The following is an 18,209-nucleotide window of genomic DNA, read 5'->3' as shown; positions in this document are numbered from 1 at the left end:
GTCAGTGGAGGCCGAACTTATTCGTGCTTTAATACAAATACCAGCCAGCCTTTGTCTTCAAAGCGCTGCTGCACGGTAAAGCCGTTGGCGGCGAAAGAGGCCAGCACCTCGTCCTCCCGCACATCGATAATACCGCCGGTAATGTAGGTGCCGCCGGGCTTTAAGAACTGCGCCACCTGGGGATTGAACTGCATAATAATGTCTGCCACAATATTGGCTACAATAATATCGTACTGCCCGTTGACTTTGTCGGACAGATTGCCCTCCACGGCTGTGAACCGATCCGGGCCAAAGCCGTTCTCCAGCGCATTGGCGTTGGCAGTCTTGACCGCCAGTTTGTCAATATCTACGCCAAAGGCAGTTTGCGCACCCAGCAGTAGGGCGGCAATGGAAAGAATACCGCTGCCGCAGCCGATGTCCAGTACTGTAGCGCCGGGGGTGACCACCTTTTCCAGCGTTTCCAGACACAGGCGGGTGGTGGGGTGCGACCCGGTGCCAAAGGCCAGGCCCGGCTCAATGTGCAGTACCTTGCGGCCGTCTGTGGGGTCTGCGTCCTCCCAGGTGGGGCGGATCAGCAGCTTGTCGCCTACCGGCATAGGGTGAAAATATTTTTTCCAGTTGTTTACCCAGTCCTCCATGGCGCACAGGTCCGTGCCCAGGGTGTAGGCGATACCGGCGCTTTGCAGCCGCTCCTCTAAGAAAGAAACGGCCTCTGCCGGGTTCTCCTCCGGGCTGATATAAATGTGGATAATGCCCTTGGTGCGGTCCTTTTGCAGCAGAGACGCCTCAATCAGATCAATATGGGCGATCTCCATGGTCTCCTCTTCCAGAGCAGAGTAATCCTCAATATAAATGCCGTAAGGCACTACCATATTGGCAATGTTGCCGGCGGTCTCAATGTCTTTTGTATCCACGGTGACGGTGATCTCTGTCCACTTTTCTTGCGTTACTTCCATTGTGTTATTCTCCTAAGTTAACCTTGTGCTCGGTGGTGGTGCGGCCGTGGTTAAACAGCTTGCGATTGTCCAGCGCCCACTGCCGGTCGGTAAATTTGCCCGGCTCCACCTTGGAGGTGGCAGCGTGAATTTCAAAAATTGTGGCGTCCAGTGCGTCCAGCTGAGAGAGAATCTCCGCCTCCAGGAACATGGGCCGCACGGGGGAGCCGTACTCCGGCTGACCGTGGTGGGACAATAGCATGTGTTCCAGCAGTGCCGCCTTTTCCGGTGCCACGCCCAGGTCGCGTGCCTTTTCATCAATATACATAGCGCCCTTGACCAAGTGACCGATCAGTTCACCCTCGGTGGTATAGCCCTTGACCAACCCCAGGTTGTTCGCCTCCAGTTCCCATGTCTTGGCCACATCGTGGAGAATGGCACCGGAGAGCAGCAGCTCTTTATCCACATTGGGGTAAATCTGGCACAGGGATTCGGCCAGACGCACGATGGACACGGTGTGCAGCATCAACCCGCCCACTATGGCGTGATGCAGCCGCAGGGCGGCAGGATAGCGCACCAGTGCCTCCTTATGGTCCTCCATAATGCCGGATACAATGGCCTTAAAATCCGCGTCCTGAAAGGCATTTACCCGGCGCATCAGCATATCATAGATCTGGGTGCCGCCCACCTCGCTGGCGGGCACCAGATCGGACAGGTTGTAGTTGTCGCTGTCCGCTGCCGGGCGGATCTGAGAAATGCGGAACTGATCCCGACCGTTATACTGCTCCACAGTGCCCCGCACCTTGACCACCATATCCGGGGCAAACAGGCCGTTGTCCGTATAGTCCCACAGCTTGGCAGGCAACTCATCACTTTTGTCTCCCAGTACAAGATCCAGGTAGGCGGCGCCGTTTTTGGTCTTTTTTACATCGCATTTTTTCAGTAGGGCAAAGCCCTCGCACATGCCGTTTGGCAACTGCTTAAAATTCATATTCAAAAACTCCTTCGGTTCATTTGTTCTGTATCCCTCATTATACACGAAAAGATGCGCGGTTTCAACCGGCGGGGTAGGGGATGTTTACCGATTGTTTACGAAAGTGCGGTTGACAAAAAATCAACCGGCTGTTATTATAAAACTGCTATAGTATAAGGTCTTGATTTGGAGGGATCTTTTTTGGAAAATACAGATCGACTGTGTATGAATTGTTTTGCGCCCCTGACCGCAGGCAGCGTTTGCCCCGGCTGCGGGTTTGATAACGATCAGGAGAACGACACCAGCTTTCTGCCCCTGCGCACGGTGCTTCAGGACCGATATGTACTGGGCCATGTGCAGGCTTGGGAGAGTGACGCTGCGGTGTATGCCGCCTATGATCGTACTTTGCAGGCGCCTTGTGTGGTGCGGGAGTTCCTGCCCAAGGGCATTGCCAATCGGTTGGAGGGCAACCGGGATGTGCATGTGCGGGAGCGTTTTCGTAAGAATTTTGACGGCTATAAGCGGTCTTTTACTACTTTGTGGCAGACCATGATGCAGCTGCGCACCCTGGCGGCGGCACTGCCGGTGTATGATGTGTTTCCTGCCAACGAGACGGTGTATGCCGTGTCTCAGCCGGTGGACGGCGTGCCCTTGCGGGAATTTTTGCTGCGCACCCCGGAGGGCTACATTTCTTGGGAGCAGGCGCGCATTATGTTTATGCCGGTGCTCACCACCCTGGAGGCACTCCATGACCGGGGTGTGATCCACGGCTCCATTACGCCGGACAATCTGCTGCTGTGCCCGGACGGTAAGGTGCGCCTCAAGGGCTTTTGTATCGCCCAGTGCAATACGGTGCAGTCGGATCTGGAATTTAATTTGAACGAGGGCTACACCGCCATTGAGCAGTACGACAATGACCGCAAAATGTGCCCGGCTACGGATATTTATGCCTTTTCCGCCTGTATTTATCGGGCATTAGTGGGTAGCAATCCGCCGGATGCTCCGTCCAGAGAGACCAATGACAAGCTGATGATTCCCAACAAGATCGCCGAGAGTATTCCCACCCATGTGATTCGTGCTCTTGGCGCCGGGTTGCAGATCTACCCGGAGAACCGGGCACAGAGCGCAGCACGTCTGCGGGAGCTGCTGAATGCGGCACCTTCTGTGGTGGCGCAAGCAGCGGAAGCAGCCCAGCCGCCCCAGCCGGAGCCAAAGCCTCAACCTGCACCCCAGCCGGATGTGCGCCACAGCGCCCCTCCGACAGAGAAGCCCAAGGGCGGCAAAAATAAGACCGTCATTATTATTTTGGTGGTGCTGATTGTGGCTGCCGTGGCAGCGGGTATTTATGTGGTAAAGTTTTCCGGCCTGGTGGATGGCAGAGAGAATACCACGCAGACTGTCTCCTCTGTAAATTATACTGTGCCGGACTTTGTGTCTGCCGGGTACACCCAGAGTGACATTAAGAACAACGGCGCATGGAACAAGCAGTTTTCCATCACCTATGACGCCCAGTATTCAGACAAAGCAGCGGAAGGTGTAATCATCGCGCAAAGCGTGAAGAAGGGCGAGAGTGTGGCCCAGGGCACGCAGATTGTGTTGACGGTGAGCAAGGGAATTCAGACAGAGGAAGTGCCGGATGTAGGCGGTCTGGATGTGGCAGAGGCCAAGAAGCAGTTGGAGGCAAAGGGCTTTAAGGTGACCACGGTAACTGTCTATAACGACGGCAGCTATAAAGAGGGCACCGTGAAGAGCGTGTACGGTATGACCCCGGACGCCAAAAGCACTGCTGCCGTGGGCAGCGAGGTAGTGCTTCAGGTGTACGGCGCCGAACAGACTACCACGGAGCCGGAAAGCACAACGAAGCCGGAGACCACCGTGCAGGAAGTGCAGTAATCAGATAAACGGAAAAAAGAATGCGTACAATATGGCGGCGGAGTCTTTTGACTCCGCCGCCGTGCATTTCATAAGCACATCATCAACTTTAGCACCGTGCACTTGCCGTAGCGCCGCGGGCATTTAAGCGAGAAAGCGGTGGGTTATCCCTTCCGGCCGCTCTCCGGGTGGGATTACAACAAATGTTTCCCGGCGAATGCGCGACTGCGTCATTTGTACAAAAATAAAAAAACAGATGGCAAAACGAAACGCTTCGTTGCCAGCCAACTGTAAAAATTTTTCAGTTTTATTTGTCTTTGCGACACATACACTATTGGTGCAAACGCAAGTTTACGAAAAAGGAGTGTATTCGCAATGGCAAGCAACAAGAGTGTTGTGCCCGAGGCTAAGGAAGCCCTGAACCGTTTTAAGATGGAAGCTGCTTCTGAAGTGGGCGTAAATCTGAAGCAGGGCTACAACGGCGACCTGACTTCTAAGCAGGCCGGTTCCGTAGGCGGCCAGATGGTTAAGAAAATGATCAAGGCCTACGAAGAGTCCATGAAATAAGCGGACAAATGTAGAACTGAGCCGCGTGCAGGGCGGCTCCCGGCGGCGTAAGCCGCAAAAAAAAGGCACGGAGGCGCCAAACGGTGCTTCCGTGTTTTTTTTTATGATTCTGTTTTGGTTGCGGACTCTGCTTTGCGGCGAGCCCGAAGGGTGGCAAAGAAGTCGCTGAGCACGCCGGCACATTCCACTTGCAGCACACCGGACACCAGTTCCGGCTTGTGGTTATAGGGCAGGGAATTAAAGTCGATCACGGAGCCAAAGGACCCGGCCTTAGGGTCCGCGGTGCCGTAGATCACCCGGCGCAGGCGGGCATTGATGATGGCACCGGCGCACATGGGGCAAGGCTCCAATGTGACATATAAATCACATTGCCACAATCGCCAGCCGTTTAAGGCTTTGCAGGCAGCGTCAATGGCCTCTAATTCTGCATGGGACAAGGCGTTGCGGCTCTTTTCTCGCCGGTTGCGTCCCTCGCCGATGATCCGGCCGTCCAGCACCACCACGGCGCCAACGGGTACTTCACCCTCCAGCGCGGCCTGCCGGGCCAGTTCCAGCGCCCGGGACATAAATTGTTGATCCGTTGTCATAAAATCACAGCTTTTGAATGGAAAAGATGGTCAATACCATCAGCGGAATAAAGGAAACGATCATACCCGGGGTGCCAAAAAACGCGCCCATGCACTGGCCAAAGGTTGGGGCTTCCGGGTTCGGTGCAACTTGGGTTTTGGGGGTGTACAGCTGTTTTTTTACCAGTAGGTAAATGGTGGCGGCAGCGCCTACCAGCAGCCAAAACACATACATACCCACGGTGACGGAGTCGGCGGCCGTGTCGGTGGCAGCGTAGCGCACAATGCTGGCGACTACGGACATACCGTTATTCAGTGCGTGCACCAGAATCGCAGGCACTACGCTGTCGGTTTTGACGGTGATATAGCCCAAAATCAGGCCCACCAAAAAAGCAAAGACAAATTGGATCACATTGCCATGGAGCAGGCCGAATACGATGCTGATGCTCAGCACCGCAAAGCCATTGCCATATTTGCGCAGCAATTGTACGCAGCAGCATCGCATGGCGAATTCCTCACAAATAGCCGGTACGATGGCCGTGCCGATTAAGGCGATCACGCAGGCAAAAACGGAGGTGGGATCGCCGGCGCTGTTGGAGGTCAGCCCATAGCCAAAGGCCTTAAACAGCGGGATCACTCCAAAGGTGACCGCAAAGTTGGCACCCACGCAACACAGCATACCAAAACTGACCCATAACGCCATTTGACCGGGGCGCAGGGAGCGGGTGGGGATCACCGGACCGGTGTAGCGGCGGCGGTTGATCAGTGCCATTACGCCAAAGGGAACCGCCACGCTGCAAACGGAGATGAACAGCAGGCTAAAGCAGCTTTGAAAAACCGTTGAGCCTTCATAGATATCCTTCAGGTGCAATACAGATAGCAGCTGGGAAAACAGCAGTTGTAAGATGAAGTAGGCTAAAATCGCCAGTCCAATGCAGTTGCCAAAGCGGCGCAATTCCTGCTTTTGGGAGCGCAGCGCCAGGCGACGCCGGTTCTCCCGCTGAAAGTAGGCAGCCTGCCGAGGGTCCTGCCCATAGGTGCCATACGGCGGTCGGTAGCCGGTGCCCGGGGGCGGATAACCGCCGGGATTGTTGTAGTTATTGTAGGGGTTTTGACCGGGCGGCGTTTGACCGTTATTGGGCGGCACAGCGCCGTTTGTGGGTCTGCCGAACGGATCGTATTGTTGGTTCATGGTGTTGTCAGTCCTTTGTATCTGCAATCAGGGTCTTAAAGTAAGGCAGCTCCAGCGCCCAGTCGCAATAGGTGTGCCACTCCTCCAGTTTATGGCTGCGGCGGGCAAAATAAATATTGGCTAAGGTCTCATAGTTTAGCGTACAGGTGCGCATTTGGTTATAGGAGCTGGGTAGCAGCTGGATCATGGTGTACCAGGTCTGTTTGTCCTTGGTCTCCAGGTATTCCAGACGCAGCTGCTCCAGGGTGCGGATTACCTTTTCCATTGCGTCCAGCCCCCGCTGATCCATGTGATCTACGGAGAAATCCGCCAACTCAAAGGGCTTGGAGGCAATTTTGTGCATGGTGGAGGTGGAATTGGCAACGGTCCCCACCTTGTAGGTGTCATACTCTTTCCACCAGTACATGGGGGCGGTTACATCCACGGTGACAAAGATCATACGAATGAATTTGCGGTGGTCGGTGCCGGCCTTGCACAGGCGCTTGGCCAGGCTCAGATCGTTGGGACCAAAGACAAAGTTGCCGTCTTCGTCATAGTAGGAGTCGTAACGACCCCAGGAGTTCATGGGATTGCGGGCACCGCGCATGGCATTGTCAAAATTGGTGACGGAAGTGCGTTCCAGTTTGATCATAAGTATTAAAGTTCCTTTGCTAAGTTCTTGATGTATTCTTTCAGGCGGGCACCGGTCTCCGGGTGCTGCAGACCTACCTCAATATTGGCCTGCAAAATGCCGAATTTGTTGCCCATATCGTAGCGGGTGCCGTTGTAGTCCACAGCCACTACGCCCTCTTGCCGCGCCAGGGTGCGCATGGCGTCCGTCAACTGCAATTCGCCGCCGGCGCCGTTGGGGGTGTGCTCCAAAATCTCAAAAATAGAGGGAGGCAGCACCACCCGGCCCAGAATGGAGTAGTTGCTCATTACCTGCTCCGGCCGGGGCTTTTCGATCATATCCGTGCAGGTAAAGCAGTTGCCCTCCAGCGGCGCAACCGCCAGGGAGCAGTATTTGGTAATATCCGCCGTGGGCACTTCCTTTACGCCAACAGCGCCCTTGCCGTATTTCTCATAGGCGCGGCAAAGCTGGCCGGTGACCGGGTCGTCGCTGATGATTACATCGTCCCCATACAGCACCGCAAAAGGCTCGTTACCTACAAAGTTCTTGGCGCACAGCACCGCGTGACCCAGACCCTTGGTCTCCTTTTGGCGGATAAAATAAATATTGCCCATTTGAGAGCATTGCAGCACGTCTCGATACAGATCCGCCTTATTTGGATCCCCAGAGAGCTTGTGCTCCAGCTCTACCGCGTGGTCAAAGTGGTCCTCAATAACCCCCTTGCCCCGGTTGGTGATGATCAGCACATCCTCGATCCCGGCGGCGAACGCCTCCTCTACGATGTACTGAATGGCGGGTTTATCCACAATGTTGAGCATTTCCTTGGGCACGGCTTTGGAAGCGGGGAGCACGCGCGTGCCCAGCCCTGCTGCGGGAATGATTGCTTTTTTAATTTTCATTTTTCTTTTCCTCGTTCGGTATTTTTACAATATGCTGGACAGCAGTCCGGAGATCATATCCAAGATTAGAAACGCCATAATTGGCGCAAACACGCTGGTGCCGCCCATTTTGGACAGATACATGCGGCGCATTTCATCCTGGGTCAGACGCATTTGCTCCGGTAGCATAGGCGCTTGACGAAAGATGGCGCCGTCCTGCAGTCGATCATCCACCGTTTGTAGCACGGTAAATACTTTTCTGTGGTACAGACGATTGGCAAACAGGGCGATCACCAGGTGGATCGCCAGCCCTACGCCCATCATGATGGCTACAGCCGGGTATAAGGGCTCCACCAGCGCTGCGTCCGGTTGCATTTTGCCCTGCATAAGGGCAGTGTAGTTGGTGCTCATAAAGTCGGTGAGCTTGGCAAATTGGCTGGCGTAGGCGCCCTGCACAATCAGTGACGCGGCAAAGCGAATGGCCAGCGCCGCCGTGCCCTCTTTATACATTTTGCGGAAGAACAGGTAGTAGGGGCCAAAGAGAAAGGCCGCCCAGTTCCATCCGACCTTTTTATTCCGTCTGAACCGGGAAAGGAAGTAGCCGGTGTTGGTGCGTACCACCGCTGCCACATCGGCGGCCGCTTCACCCTCGATGGTGCCCGGGTATTGACTGGGATCCGGTGTCGTATCCTGCAGGATCGGCGGGCGATACTTTTCGCCGGCACCCGGTTGTCGAGCGCCGCAGTGGGTGCAAAAGACGGCGTCTCCGTCCAGCTCGGCATTGCAGGCCACGCATTTCTTTTTTTGCTCCGGGGCAGCGGTGTGGGTATCGTCGGCAGGCGCGCTTGATTTTTGCTCCGCAGGCGGATCCGCCGGGGTAAAGGTATATCCATCACCGTGTAGTGCCTGGTGGGCGCAGTGCCCCAGCTCCCGGTAGCACGCCCGGTGATGGGGTGTGCCGCATTCCGGGCAGGTAACAATATCGTCACCCGGCTGGAACTGCTTGCCGCAGACCGGGCAGCTGTTGTTTTCATACAAAGCCATTTTGTGTACCTCGATCTATATGCTTTCTTATCATTATACATTAGATTATCACAATAAATCAACGATTTGGTTAAAATATCTTAAACAAAGTGTGAAAGCACCGTCAATTCCGCCAAAAATCCGTGCCCGGGTGTAAAATCAGCGGTAAAGCCCTTGCAATGCAGCAGAGATTTATATATAATATTACAGTTATAATCATAAATTTATACAGAGAACTGCACGGAGCGTGGATATGGTAGAATTTGAAGAACTGCGGCTGCGGCTGCTGGACAGCGAGAAGCCCATTGAAAACTTAAAGGAAGCCCTGGCCATTGACAGCTTAAAGGCCGAGGTGGAGGTGCTGGAGAAAGAGAGCGCCGCCCCGGACTTTTGGGACGATATGGAGAACAGCCAAAAGGTGATGCAAAAGATCGGTTCCTTAAAGGCCAAGGTCACCGGCTATGAGAGCCTGAAAAGCGACTATGAGGACGCGCTGGTGATGATTGAACTGGCGGACGAGGAGGGCGATCTGTCCCTGCTGGACGACTGCACCGCCTCTGTTAAGGATATTGAAACGCGCGTTGAAGATATGACCCTGTCCACCCTGCTCAGCGGCGAGTTTGACGGCAAAAACGCCTTGCTGACCTTCCACGCCGGTGCCGGCGGTACGGAGGCGCAGGACTGGGCGGAAATGCTCTTTCGTATGTACAACCGCTGGGGCGAGCGCCATGGCTACAAGGTGTCTACGCTGGATTATCTGGACGGCGATGTGGCGGGGATTAAGAGCGCCACGATTTTAGTAGAGGGCGAGAACGCCTACGGTTATTTAAAAGGCGAGATGGGTATTCACCGCTTGGTGCGGGTGTCTCCCTTTGACTCTTCCGGTCGGCGGCATACCTCCTTTGCGTCCGTTGAAGTGATGCCGGAGATTGACGACGATGTGAATGTGGAGATCCGTGAAGAAGATATTAAGATGGATGTGTACCGTGCTTCCGGTGCCGGCGGTCAAAAGGTCAACAAGACCTCCTCTGCCGTGCGCTTGACCCATATTCCCACCGGGATCGTGGTCAGCTGCCAGATTGAGCGCAGCCAGCACCAAAACCGGGAAGTGGCCATGCGTATGCTCAAGTCCAAGCTGGTGGAGATCAAAGAGCGGGAGAATTTGGAACGCATTGAGGACATTAAGGGCGATCAAAAAGAGATTGCCTGGGGCTCCCAAATTCGTTCCTATGTATTTATGCCCTATACCCTGGCCAAGGATCACCGTACCGGGTTCGAGATGGGCAATATCACCGCCGTGATGGATGGGGATATTGACGGCTTTATCAATGCTTACTTAAAACAAAAATCTGCCCAGGAGGCAGAAGAGAAAGCGGAGGCTTAATTTAAAATGGAACGCTATGCGCATTTGATGGATATTACGGCGTTGTCCGGGTTTTCCATTCGACTGGCGCTGGCCATTATTCTGGGCTTCTTTGTAGGCCTGGAGCGCCAGTGGACCAAGCACCAGGCGGGTATACTTACCAATGTGATCGTGTGTGTGGGGGCGTATGCCTACACGGCGTTTTCCTTTGTGATCCACCAGGACAACACGGACCTGACCCGTGTGGCTGCCCAGGTGGTCAGCGGTGTGGGCTTTTTAGGCGCCGGCCTGATTTTGCGGGACGGCACCAACATTCGCGGGCTGTCCACTGCCGCTACCATTTGGACCACGGCGGCCATCGGCATTCTGTGCACCCTGCCCAAGGTGCTGTATGCGGTGATTGTGGCAGCGGTTGTGGTGGTGATGCACCTGGTGCTGCATCCGCTAAGCAACAAGATTAACAAGCTGCGCAGCTATGATAAAGAAAAGCGGGCCAAAGATGAGTGTATGTACAAAATCTCAGTGACCTGTTTGGATAACTTTGAGGTGGATATTCGCGCCCATTTAATGAGTGCTTTGAAGGACGCGCGGGATATTATTTTGCACAATTTGGAGTCCTCGGAGACGGACGACGGCAATACCAAAATCCGCGCTTATGTGTCTGCCGCCAAGAAGAACGATGAGGCCATTGAGAATGTACTTAACCGCATTGGCAAGGATGAGGGCATTTTGCGCGCCGGGTGGAATATTATTAACGAATGATTTGCAGTTTTTGCAAACATCGCCAATTTTCGCTAATCAAAATTTAACAGGTGAATTTGCTCCCTTTTCAGCACAACCTATTGCTGAAAGGGGAGTTTTTTATGCTCAAAAAATGCAGCAGTTTGCTGCTGGCTTTAGCGCTGATCACCGTACTGTTTACCGGCTGCCGGGGCAATGCAAAGAATGAGAACCAAACCGGCGATCCGGGCACCAGTACCACCTCTGCCACCACTGCGACCAAGACGGCGGACACCACCGTGCGCCCCACCAATGTGGGCAGCCGCAGTTACAGCAAGGAAAAGGTGGTGTGGGGGCCGGGCAACATTACCGACCACGCCAGACCGCAGGAGCCGGAACGGCTGCAAAAGCAGTTTGGCGCGCTGGACGCTCGCTTCTTGCTGGACAATAAAAAGCAGTTGTGCCTGACCTTTGACGAGGGGTATGAGAACGGATACAGCGGCAAGATATTGGACACGCTAAAGGAGAAGCAAGTCCATGCTATATTCTTTGTGACCTATGACTTTGCCAGCCAAAACCCGGCGCTGATCAAGCGCATGATTGCCGAGGGTCATGTAGTGGGCAACCACACCTATCGCCACCTGACTATGGACGAGGTGACCCGCGCGGCAGCCACAGAGGAGATCACCGTGCTGCACCGGTATATGGAGAAGAATTATCAGTACAAGATGACTTACTTCCGCTTTCCAAAGGGGGAGTTTAGCGAGGACACGCTGGCGCTGGCACAGGAGCTGGGCTACAAGAGTATCTTTTGGAGCTTTGCCTATGCAGATTGGGATACCCAAAATGTGGCGGAACCGGCAGCGGCGCTGCAAAAGGTGACAGAGAGCACCCACCCGGGCGCCATCTTCCTACTTCATGCCGTCAGTCCCACCAATGCGGAGATTTTAGGTCAGGCCATTGACAGTATCCGCAGCCAGGGCTACACCTTTACCACAGCATTATAGAAAAAAGCAGGCAGTGATCGCAATCACTGTCTGCTTTGTTTCTTATGTGGTGCTACGGCGGAACAGATCCTGCGTTTCCGTCAGCAGCGGCTGATTTTCCGGTTTGTCCAGATTGGGGTCGTCGGCCAAAATGGTGTCTGCACAGTCCCGGCACAGGCGCAGGGTGTCCATATCCTCCACCATATCTGCCAGTCGCAGCTCCGGCAGACCGTGCTGCCGCTTGCCAAAGAAGTCGCCGGGGCCGCGCAGCCGCAGGTCCTCGTCGGCAATCTGGAAGCCGTCACTGTATTTTTTCATGGTCAGCAGCCGCTGGCGGGCCGTATCACCCTTGGCGTCGCTGACCAGTATGCAGTAGCTTTTGGCGCTGCCGCGGCCAATGCGCCCGCGCAGCTGGTGCAGCTGGGACAGGCCGAACCGCTCGGCGTTCTCCACGATCATCACCGTGGCGTTGGGTACATCTACGCCCACTTCCACCACTGTGGTGGTTACCAGTACCTGCACATCGCCCCGGGCAAAGGCCTGCATGATGGCGTCCTTTTGCTTGGGGGTCATTTTGCCGTGGAGTAGCCCTAAGTTGTAGCCAAACAGCTCCGTTTCGCTGAGTTGGGCGGCGTAGGCGGTGGCGGCTTTCATCTCGCTTTCGCCCTCGTCTACTAACGGGCAGACGATATAGCCCTGCTCGCCCCGATCCAGCGCCGCACGCAGAAAGCGAAAGATCCGTGCGTGGTAGGCGGAGGTGACCACATCGGTGCGGATCTCCTGCCGCCCGGGGGGCAGCTCGTCCAGTACGGATATGTCCAGATCGCCGTAGATCATCATGGCCAGGGTACGGGGAATGGGCGTGGCACTCATTACCAAGGTGTGCACTTCTTCACCTTTCATGGCCAAATCCGCTCGCTGCTGCACCCCAAAGCGGTGCTGCTCATCGGTGATGACCAGCCCCAGGTTGGCGAATTCCACATCATTTTGAATCAGCGCGTGGGTGCCTACCGCAATGTGTATATTGCCCTCCAGCAGATCTGCCTTCATTTGTCGCTTCTCCTTGGCGGTGCAGGCACCGGTGAGCAGGCATAGGCGGGTGTTTGTGCCTGCAAAGAATTTTTGCAGTGTGGCATAGTGCTGGGTGGCTAAAATCTCCGTGGGTGCCATCAGGGCGCACTGGTAGCCGTTTTGCACCATCGTGTCCAGCAGAGCGGCAGCCACGGCGGTTTTGCCGCTGCCCACATCCCCTTGTAGCAGTCGGTTCATGGGATAGCCGCTTTGCAGGTCGGCAATGCACTGGGCCACTGCCCGGCTCTGGGCGCCGGTCAGGGTAAAGGGCAGACGGGCCGCAAAGGCTGCGGTGCAGTCTTTTTCAATGACCCGGGTGGTGGGGGTGCGCTTGCGCCCCTTAAGTTTTTTCAATCCGACAGTCAGGGTCAGCAGTTCTTCAAAGATTAGCCGGCGCCGGGCCGCTTCCAGCGCTTTTGCATTGGACGGAAAGTGAATGTTGCGCACGGCCGTGTCCAGGTCTTCCAGACCGTATTTTTCCCGTAGGGCGGGGGACAGGGTGTCCGGCAGCGGCGCCATGTGTGCCAAGGCGTAGTCTACCGCCTTGGCGATCAGGTTTGCATTTAGGCTGCCGGTTTGGGTGTAAATGGGGTGGATCCGCCCAGCGGTGAGCGGTTCAATCTTGGGTGCGTTCATCTGCACGGTGGTGAAGTTGCGCTCTACCTTGCCCAGCAGCAGGTAGTCCTGGTACATACGCAACTTCTCTGCCAGGAATTTGGTGTTGAACAGGGTGACATGGATCAGCGTCTCCCCATCGGTAAAATCCGCTTTGTAGAGGGTCATGCCCTTGCGGATCAGGTGGGTGCGCATGGGGGTCACCATGGTGGCCTGCACGCACACAGTTGTGCCCTCCGGCGCCTGGGCGGCAGGGGTGGTCACGCTCCAGTCCTCATAGGTGCGAGGATAATAGCGCACCAGGTCCCCCACGACAAATATGCCCAGCTTATGAAAAAGCCGGGCTCTTTTGTCGCCAACACCTTTCAGGTATTGAATATCGCGTTCTAAAAACTGGTCCATATCACTCAACAGAAAGCAGGAAGTAGTAGATGGGCTGTCCGCCGTCTACAATGCTGATTTCCATATCGCTGCCGTATTTCTCGCTTAGGCGGTTTTCCAGTTCCTGGGCCTGTTCCTCGGTGGCATCTGCACCGTAGATCAGGGTCACCAGGGCATGCTCGCCCCGCTTAAACAGCTTGTCAACGGTCTTAAAGGCAATGTCCACAATGTCATCGCCCAGGAATTTGATCTTGCTGCCACACATACCCATAATTTCGCCCTGTTTAATGGGGCGGCCGTCCAGCTCGCTGTCTCTGGCGGCAAAGGTGACAGAACCGGTCTCCACATGGGCGGCGGCGTCCATCATGGCCATCTGATTGTCGTCGGCAGACTGGGTTTCGTCAAACACCAGCATGGCGCTGATCCCCTGGGGAATGGTTTTGGTTTGCAGCACCCGCACCTGGCGGTCCTTGGCCAGGGGAATGGCCTGCTCGGCAGCCATAATGATGTTTTTATTGTTGGGCAGCACAAACACCGTCTTGGCGGGGGTGGCCATAATGGCGTTCAAAATATCGTCGGTGGATGGGTTCATGGTTTGCCCGCCGCTGACAACTGTGTCGGCGCCAATGTCGGTAAACAGTTCCTTTAGTCCATCACCGGCGCATACGGCCACAAAGCCGTAGTCATTCTCCGGCTGCACTACGGTGGGTTGGGGCGGTGTGTCGTTCTGTTTCACGCCCTCCTCCGCATTGCGGTGCTGGTAGCGCATGTTGTCGATCTTAATATTGATCAGCTGGCCGTATTTCAGCGCAGCCTGGATCACATCGCCGGGGCAGTTGGAATGCACATGTACCTTGATAATATCGCTGTCGTCCACCACCACGACGCAGTCGCCGATGGACTCCAGGTACGCCCGCAGCCGCAGCGGATCCTGCTGAGGGGCGTGGCGATCTTTTTCAATCAAAAATTCCGAGCAGTAGCCGAATTCAATCTCACCGGAGGCGGCGGCCACGGTGCTTTTGTCCGGGGTTTGTACCGGCGTGACGGCGCTGCCGGCAATGGGCTGCACCACGGTACCTTTTTCAAGCACGGCACCCATACCCTGGAAAATCAGAACCAGGCCCTGCCCACCGGCATCTACCACGCCGGCCTTTTTCAGCACCGGCAGCTGTTCCGGCGTTTTTGCCAGGGCTTCCTCTGCGGCAGCCATGGCTGCGCAGCACACGGCCCAGGCGTCGTTATTGGAGGCGGCGATTTGCTCCGCCGCTTCCGCCGCCTTGCGGATCACGGTCAGAATGGTGCCCTCCGTAGGCTTCATAACCGCTTTATAGGCTGCGTCTACGCCCTTGCGAAAGGCAGCGGCCACGGCAGCGCCGTCCGCTTCTTCCATGCCGCGCAGCGCCTTGGAAAATCCGCGAAAGATCAGCGAAAGAATGACGCCGGAGTTGCCTCGAGCGCCCCGCAGCAGGGCAGAGGCGCAGCGGGAGGAGGCTTCCTCCACCGTGCAGTTTTCCGGCAGCACTGCCATTTCCTTGGCGGCAGCGCCGATCGTCATACTCATATTGGTGCCGGTGTCGCCGTCCGGCACGGGAAAAATGTTTAGTGCGTCTACGGCCTGGCGGTTGTTGGCAATGTTGTTTGAGCCGGAGATGACCCCGTCCCGGAACATAAGTCCTGTTATCATCATGTGATGTTCTCCCATTCTAAGGTTAGTTCAGTGCATCCACATACACATTGACGGTGTTGACCTTCAGGTCTGTGGCTTCCTCCACCGTGTAGCGCACCTTGTTGATGATGCTGTCCACAATGGCAGTGATGTTGACACCGTAAGAGACGGAGATGTGCAGCTCAATCTGCAACTGACCGTCCACGCTCTTGACGGACACGCCTTGGTTGAATTTTTCGCCGGTGGCCTTGCTCTTAATGGCGCTGACGATGGACTCGTAAGCACTGCCGTTAACCATACCGGTCACGCCAAAGCAGGACTGGGCGGCACGCCCTACAAGGGTGGCGAAATAGGCGTTGGTGATCTCAATGTATCCGTTGGGATTTTCAAATTTAATCATCAATATATCCTCCGTGATTTATTGCAAACGCCGGGGCGTTTTTATCCAAAATACCAGTCTTCTATATTGGCAAAGAAGTTGCCGTACTGCCCCTGAATATCGCCTCTCAGGGACTTGGAATAGCAGATCATCCCCTTGCGGTACAATAGGGGGGCAAATGGCATTTCCTCGCTAAACGAGAGCATAAATTTGCCCAGCTCCGTTTTGCCGGCGGTGTAGTCCCGGTACAGGGCGGCCGTACTGCCCTTGTCTTGGCTGATGCCGTAGCGGGCGGCCCCGTCGGTACTGAAGAAGGGGTAAAGGCACATATCGTTTTGCAGCTTGACCTCGCCGATATAGAGGTCATAGTTTAAATTTTTAATCCGCGCCTTATAGTCGCTGAATTTGCTCACTTGCAGTTGTACGGTAAAGCCTGCCGCTTCCAACGCCGTTTTGATCTGATTGGCGGCGGCCAGCCGGTTGTCGTTCTGATTGACCAGCAGCGTGATCTTTAAGGCACTGTCGCTGACTTTGGACAGGGCGATCTGCTGCTTGGCGGCTGCCGCGTCTGCTGCTTCTGCAAACAGGCGGGTGCTGGCTGCCAATCCGAAGGCGGGGTTATATACGCTGCGGGCAGCGGTGGCGTAGCCGGCATAGGCGCTCTTAGCCAGCGCGTTGCGGTCCACCGCCAGGCTCACGGCCTTGCGCAAATGAGCGTTTGCAAAGGCACCGGATCGGTTGTTAAAGCCGATATACACCAAGTTGTTTTGGCTAATCTGCTTTTTGGTGGCGGTCATGCGCTTCGCGCTGTTCTCGGACAGATCCCGATAGGCATAGGTGATGTTGCCGATATTCACAGCATTGTCAATGGAGTCCGCCGCCGCAATGTTCACCAGGTGAATGGTGGTGATGTGGGGGTTAAAGTCGGCGGTCACGTTGGCCGCCAGCACCGGACCGTTCTGGGTGGATTTGTAGCGGTAGCGCCCGCTGCCGATGGGATACTTGCCTTTGGTATTTGCCTTGGCGATGGGGAAGGTCAGCAGATTTTGCCCGTAAGGGGAGGGGTGGCGCAGGGTAAACACCACGGTGTTGTTGTCCTCTGCCGTGGCGGAGCGAATCCCTTGCAGAGCGCTGCCGTAGGCGGGGGAGTTCTTGGCCTGCTCAAAGCTGTACACCACGTCTGCGACGGTGAGCGCCGACTTGTCCGAGAAAGTCAGACCGCTGGGCACGATCACCTTGAGGGTGGTGCTGTTTGTAAATTCATAGCCGGTGGCCAGGTTGGGCTGGGCGGTATAGTTGCCGTCCAGGTCAAACAGACTCTCAAACACCAGGTCCGCCAGCACCTGATTGTTTTGGGTCTTGGCGGCAAAAGGATCCAGGCTGTCCGATTGGGTGTAGCTTAATTTGAAATTGTCATTGTCCGTAGCAAAGGTGGTTTGTGCCTTTGCGGTGGTCTCTGTTTGGCCGGTGGTGCCTTTGGTGCACGCCGAGAAGAGGGTGGCGGTCAGCACCAGCGCCAGCAAAAGAGCAAAACTCCTCTTGCCCATGGTTACCTCCTAATGCGCGTGCAGCTGCGGGTCTTGCCGGTTTTTTCGTCAATATCAAACAGGCAGCCTTCCAGCACGCAAGGTCCGTCCGGGTTGGTAAAGCGCACAGGCAGGCCGGTGCGCATTTTTTCAATGGCTGCCTGGGGGCTGACCCCCAGCACACTGTGCTGGGGCCCGGTCATGCCCAGGTCCGTAATGTAGCCGGTGCCGCCGGGCAGCACCTGTTCGTCTGCCGTCTGCACATGGGTGTGGGTGCCGAAAAGGGCAGACACACGGCCGTCTAAATAGTAGCCAAGGGCTCGCTTTTCTGCGGTGGCCTCGGCATGGAAGTCAATGAGAATGATATGCGCTCCCGCTTCTTTCAGGCGGTGTACCTCCCGGTCCGCCGCGTCAAAAGGGTTGGCAATGGGCTCCATAAAGGCGGCACCTAGCAGGCTGATGATCCCCACTTGAACGGCGCCCATATCCAGCAGTACGCTGCCCCGACCGGGGGCCGAGGGGTGGTAGTTGGCCGGACGGAGCAAAAACTCGTTCTCTTCCAGCATCGGGTAGATCTCCCGCCGGCGCAGGCCGTGGTTGCCCAGGGTAATCACATCGGCGCCGCTGTCAAAAATAAACTGGGCGCTGCCGGGCAGTATGCCGTTGCCGACGGCGGAGTTCTCACCGTTTACAATGGTTAATTTGGCACCCAGCTCTCGCTTTAAGCCGGGCAGTATATGGCGCAGGCAGTCACAGCCTTGCCGGGCGACTACATCGCCAATGGTTAAAATCTTCACTTGTACACCGTTTCTATCTGACGCAGGGTCAGGTGTTATAGCAGAAATATTATACTATATCCCCGGTGTAATTACAAGGATGGGGCTTA

At 55.6% G+C, this 18,209-nt stretch carries 17 protein-coding genes; 5 read left to right on the top strand and 12 right to left on the bottom strand.

Annotation, left to right across the window (positions count from 1 at the left end):
* Positions 1-17: 17 nt before the first annotated feature.
* Positions 18-956, bottom strand: coding sequence for a 50S ribosomal protein L11 methyltransferase (gene prmA, locus OGM59_06550; protein UYI90362.1), 939 nt, complete (start codon positions 954-956; stop codon positions 18-20).
* Positions 957-960: 4 nt separating this feature from the next.
* Positions 961-1,926 carry an HD domain-containing protein gene (locus OGM59_06545; protein ID UYI90361.1) on the bottom strand — a complete coding sequence of 322 codons (966 nt, stop codon included), beginning with the start codon at positions 1,924-1,926 and terminating at the stop codon, positions 961-963.
* Positions 1,927-2,109: 183 nt separating this feature from the next.
* Between OGM59_06545 and OGM59_06540 the strand changes: the two genes are divergently transcribed.
* Positions 2,110-3,801, top strand: a complete 1,692-nt coding sequence (locus OGM59_06540) for a PASTA domain-containing protein (protein ID UYI90360.1) — start codon at positions 2,110-2,112, stop codon at positions 3,799-3,801.
* 354 nt (positions 3,802-4,155) lie between these two features.
* A complete protein-coding gene (locus OGM59_06535) occupies positions 4,156-4,347 on the top strand; it encodes an alpha/beta-type small acid-soluble spore protein (protein UYI90359.1) in 192 nt (63 codons plus the stop codon).
* A gap of 101 nt (positions 4,348-4,448) precedes the next feature.
* On the opposite strand, the gene tadA is transcribed toward OGM59_06535, so the two are convergent.
* The 5 genes from tadA to OGM59_06510 are packed head-to-tail and all read right to left on the bottom strand — an operon-like array spanning position 4,449 to position 8,637.
* The gene (tadA, locus tag OGM59_06530) at positions 4,449-4,934 is read right to left on the bottom strand and encodes a tRNA adenosine(34) deaminase TadA (protein UYI90358.1); all 486 of its coding nucleotides are present in this window, start codon (positions 4,932-4,934) and stop codon (positions 4,449-4,451) included.
* Positions 4,935-4,938: 4 nt separating this feature from the next.
* A complete protein-coding gene (locus OGM59_06525) occupies positions 4,939-6,105 on the bottom strand; it encodes a CPBP family intramembrane metalloprotease (protein UYI90357.1) in 1,167 nt (388 codons plus the stop codon).
* A gap of 7 nt (positions 6,106-6,112) precedes the next feature.
* Entirely contained in the window at positions 6,113-6,736 is a 624-nt protein-coding gene (locus tag OGM59_06520; GenBank protein UYI90356.1) for a hypothetical protein, read from the bottom strand.
* Positions 6,737-6,741: 5 nt separating this feature from the next.
* Entirely contained in the window at positions 6,742-7,614 is an 873-nt protein-coding gene (galU, locus tag OGM59_06515; GenBank protein UYI90355.1) for a UTP--glucose-1-phosphate uridylyltransferase GalU, read from the bottom strand.
* 24 nt (positions 7,615-7,638) lie between these two features.
* On the bottom strand, positions 7,639-8,637 hold the full coding sequence (locus tag OGM59_06510; GenBank protein UYI90354.1) for a DUF2628 domain-containing protein: 999 nt from the start codon (positions 8,635-8,637) through the stop codon (positions 7,639-7,641).
* A gap of 232 nt (positions 8,638-8,869) precedes the next feature.
* Between OGM59_06510 and prfB the strand changes: the two genes are divergently transcribed.
* The 3 genes from prfB (at position 8,870) to OGM59_06495 (ending at position 11,706) form a co-directional block, all read left to right on the top strand.
* On the top strand, positions 8,870-10,000 hold the full coding sequence (gene prfB, locus OGM59_06505) for a peptide chain release factor 2 (GenBank protein UYI90353.1): 1,131 nt from the start codon (positions 8,870-8,872) through the stop codon (positions 9,998-10,000).
* Between the two features lie 6 nt (positions 10,001-10,006).
* Positions 10,007-10,741 (top strand): MgtC/SapB family protein, encoded by a 735-nt coding sequence (locus tag OGM59_06500; GenBank protein UYI90352.1) that lies wholly within the window; start codon positions 10,007-10,009, stop codon positions 10,739-10,741.
* Positions 10,742-10,842: 101 nt separating this feature from the next.
* Positions 10,843-11,706 (top strand): polysaccharide deacetylase family protein, encoded by an 864-nt coding sequence (locus tag OGM59_06495; GenBank protein UYI90351.1) that lies wholly within the window; start codon positions 10,843-10,845, stop codon positions 11,704-11,706.
* Positions 11,707-11,748: 42 nt separating this feature from the next.
* On the opposite strand, the gene recG is transcribed toward OGM59_06495, so the two are convergent.
* The 5 genes from recG to OGM59_06470 are packed head-to-tail and all read right to left on the bottom strand — an operon-like array spanning position 11,749 to position 18,120.
* Positions 11,749-13,773: an ATP-dependent DNA helicase RecG gene (recG, locus tag OGM59_06490; GenBank protein UYI90350.1), complete on the bottom strand. Its 2,025-nt coding sequence runs from the start codon at positions 13,771-13,773 to the stop codon at positions 11,749-11,751.
* A 1-nt stretch (position 13,774) separates the two neighbouring features.
* Entirely contained in the window at positions 13,775-15,436 is a 1,662-nt protein-coding gene (locus tag OGM59_06485) for a DAK2 domain-containing protein (protein ID UYI91765.1), read from the bottom strand.
* Between the two features lie 25 nt (positions 15,437-15,461).
* Positions 15,462-15,818: an Asp23/Gls24 family envelope stress response protein gene (locus OGM59_06480; GenBank protein ID UYI90349.1), complete on the bottom strand. Its 357-nt coding sequence runs from the start codon at positions 15,816-15,818 to the stop codon at positions 15,462-15,464.
* 41 nt (positions 15,819-15,859) lie between these two features.
* The gene (locus OGM59_06475; protein UYI90348.1) at positions 15,860-17,344 is read right to left on the bottom strand and encodes an ABC transporter substrate-binding protein; all 1,485 of its coding nucleotides are present in this window, start codon (positions 17,342-17,344) and stop codon (positions 15,860-15,862) included.
* Positions 17,345-17,346: 2 nt separating this feature from the next.
* Positions 17,347-18,120, bottom strand: coding sequence for a YmdB family metallophosphoesterase (locus tag OGM59_06470; GenBank protein ID UYI90347.1), 774 nt, complete (start codon positions 18,118-18,120; stop codon positions 17,347-17,349).
* Positions 18,121-18,209: the final 89 nt, after the last annotated feature.

It is taken from the genome of Oscillospiraceae bacterium (assembly GCA_025757685.1).
Classification (GTDB): Bacteria; Bacillota; Clostridia; order Oscillospirales; family Acutalibacteraceae; genus CAG-217.
This window is presented reverse-complemented; position numbering and strand designations above follow the sequence as displayed.

Coding starts and splice junctions, on each gene's coding strand:
- prmA (UYI90362.1), bottom strand. CDS start 956: ATGGAAGTAACGCAAGAAAAGTGGACAGAGATCACCGTCACCGTGGAT.
- OGM59_06545 (UYI90361.1), bottom strand. CDS start 1,926: ATGAATTTTAAGCAGTTGCCAAACGGCATGTGCGAGGGCTTTGCCCTA.
- OGM59_06535 (UYI90359.1), top strand. CDS start 4,156: ATGGCAAGCAACAAGAGTGTTGTGCCCGAGGCTAAGGAAGCCCTGAAC.
- tadA (UYI90358.1), bottom strand. CDS start 4,934: ATGACAACGGATCAACAATTTATGTCCCGGGCGCTGGAACTGGCCCGG.
- OGM59_06525 (UYI90357.1), bottom strand. CDS start 6,105: ATGAACCAACAATACGATCCGTTCGGCAGACCCACAAACGGCGCTGTG.
- OGM59_06520 (UYI90356.1), bottom strand. CDS start 6,736: ATGATCAAACTGGAACGCACTTCCGTCACCAATTTTGACAATGCCATG.
- galU (UYI90355.1), bottom strand. CDS start 7,614: ATGAAAATTAAAAAAGCAATCATTCCCGCAGCAGGGCTGGGCACGCGC.
- OGM59_06510 (UYI90354.1), bottom strand. CDS start 8,637: ATGGCTTTGTATGAAAACAACAGCTGCCCGGTCTGCGGCAAGCAGTTC.
- prfB (UYI90353.1), top strand. CDS start 8,870: ATGGTAGAATTTGAAGAACTGCGGCTGCGGCTGCTGGACAGCGAGAAG.
- OGM59_06500 (UYI90352.1), top strand. CDS start 10,007: ATGGAACGCTATGCGCATTTGATGGATATTACGGCGTTGTCCGGGTTT.
- OGM59_06495 (UYI90351.1), top strand. CDS start 10,843: ATGCTCAAAAAATGCAGCAGTTTGCTGCTGGCTTTAGCGCTGATCACC.
- recG (UYI90350.1), bottom strand. CDS start 13,773: ATGGACCAGTTTTTAGAACGCGATATTCAATACCTGAAAGGTGTTGGC.
- OGM59_06485 (UYI91765.1), bottom strand. CDS start 15,436: ATGATAACAGGACTTATGTTCCGGGACGGGGTCATCTCCGGCTCAAAC.
- OGM59_06480 (UYI90349.1), bottom strand. CDS start 15,818: ATGATTAAATTTGAAAATCCCAACGGATACATTGAGATCACCAACGCC.
- OGM59_06475 (UYI90348.1), bottom strand. CDS start 17,344: ATGGGCAAGAGGAGTTTTGCTCTTTTGCTGGCGCTGGTGCTGACCGCC.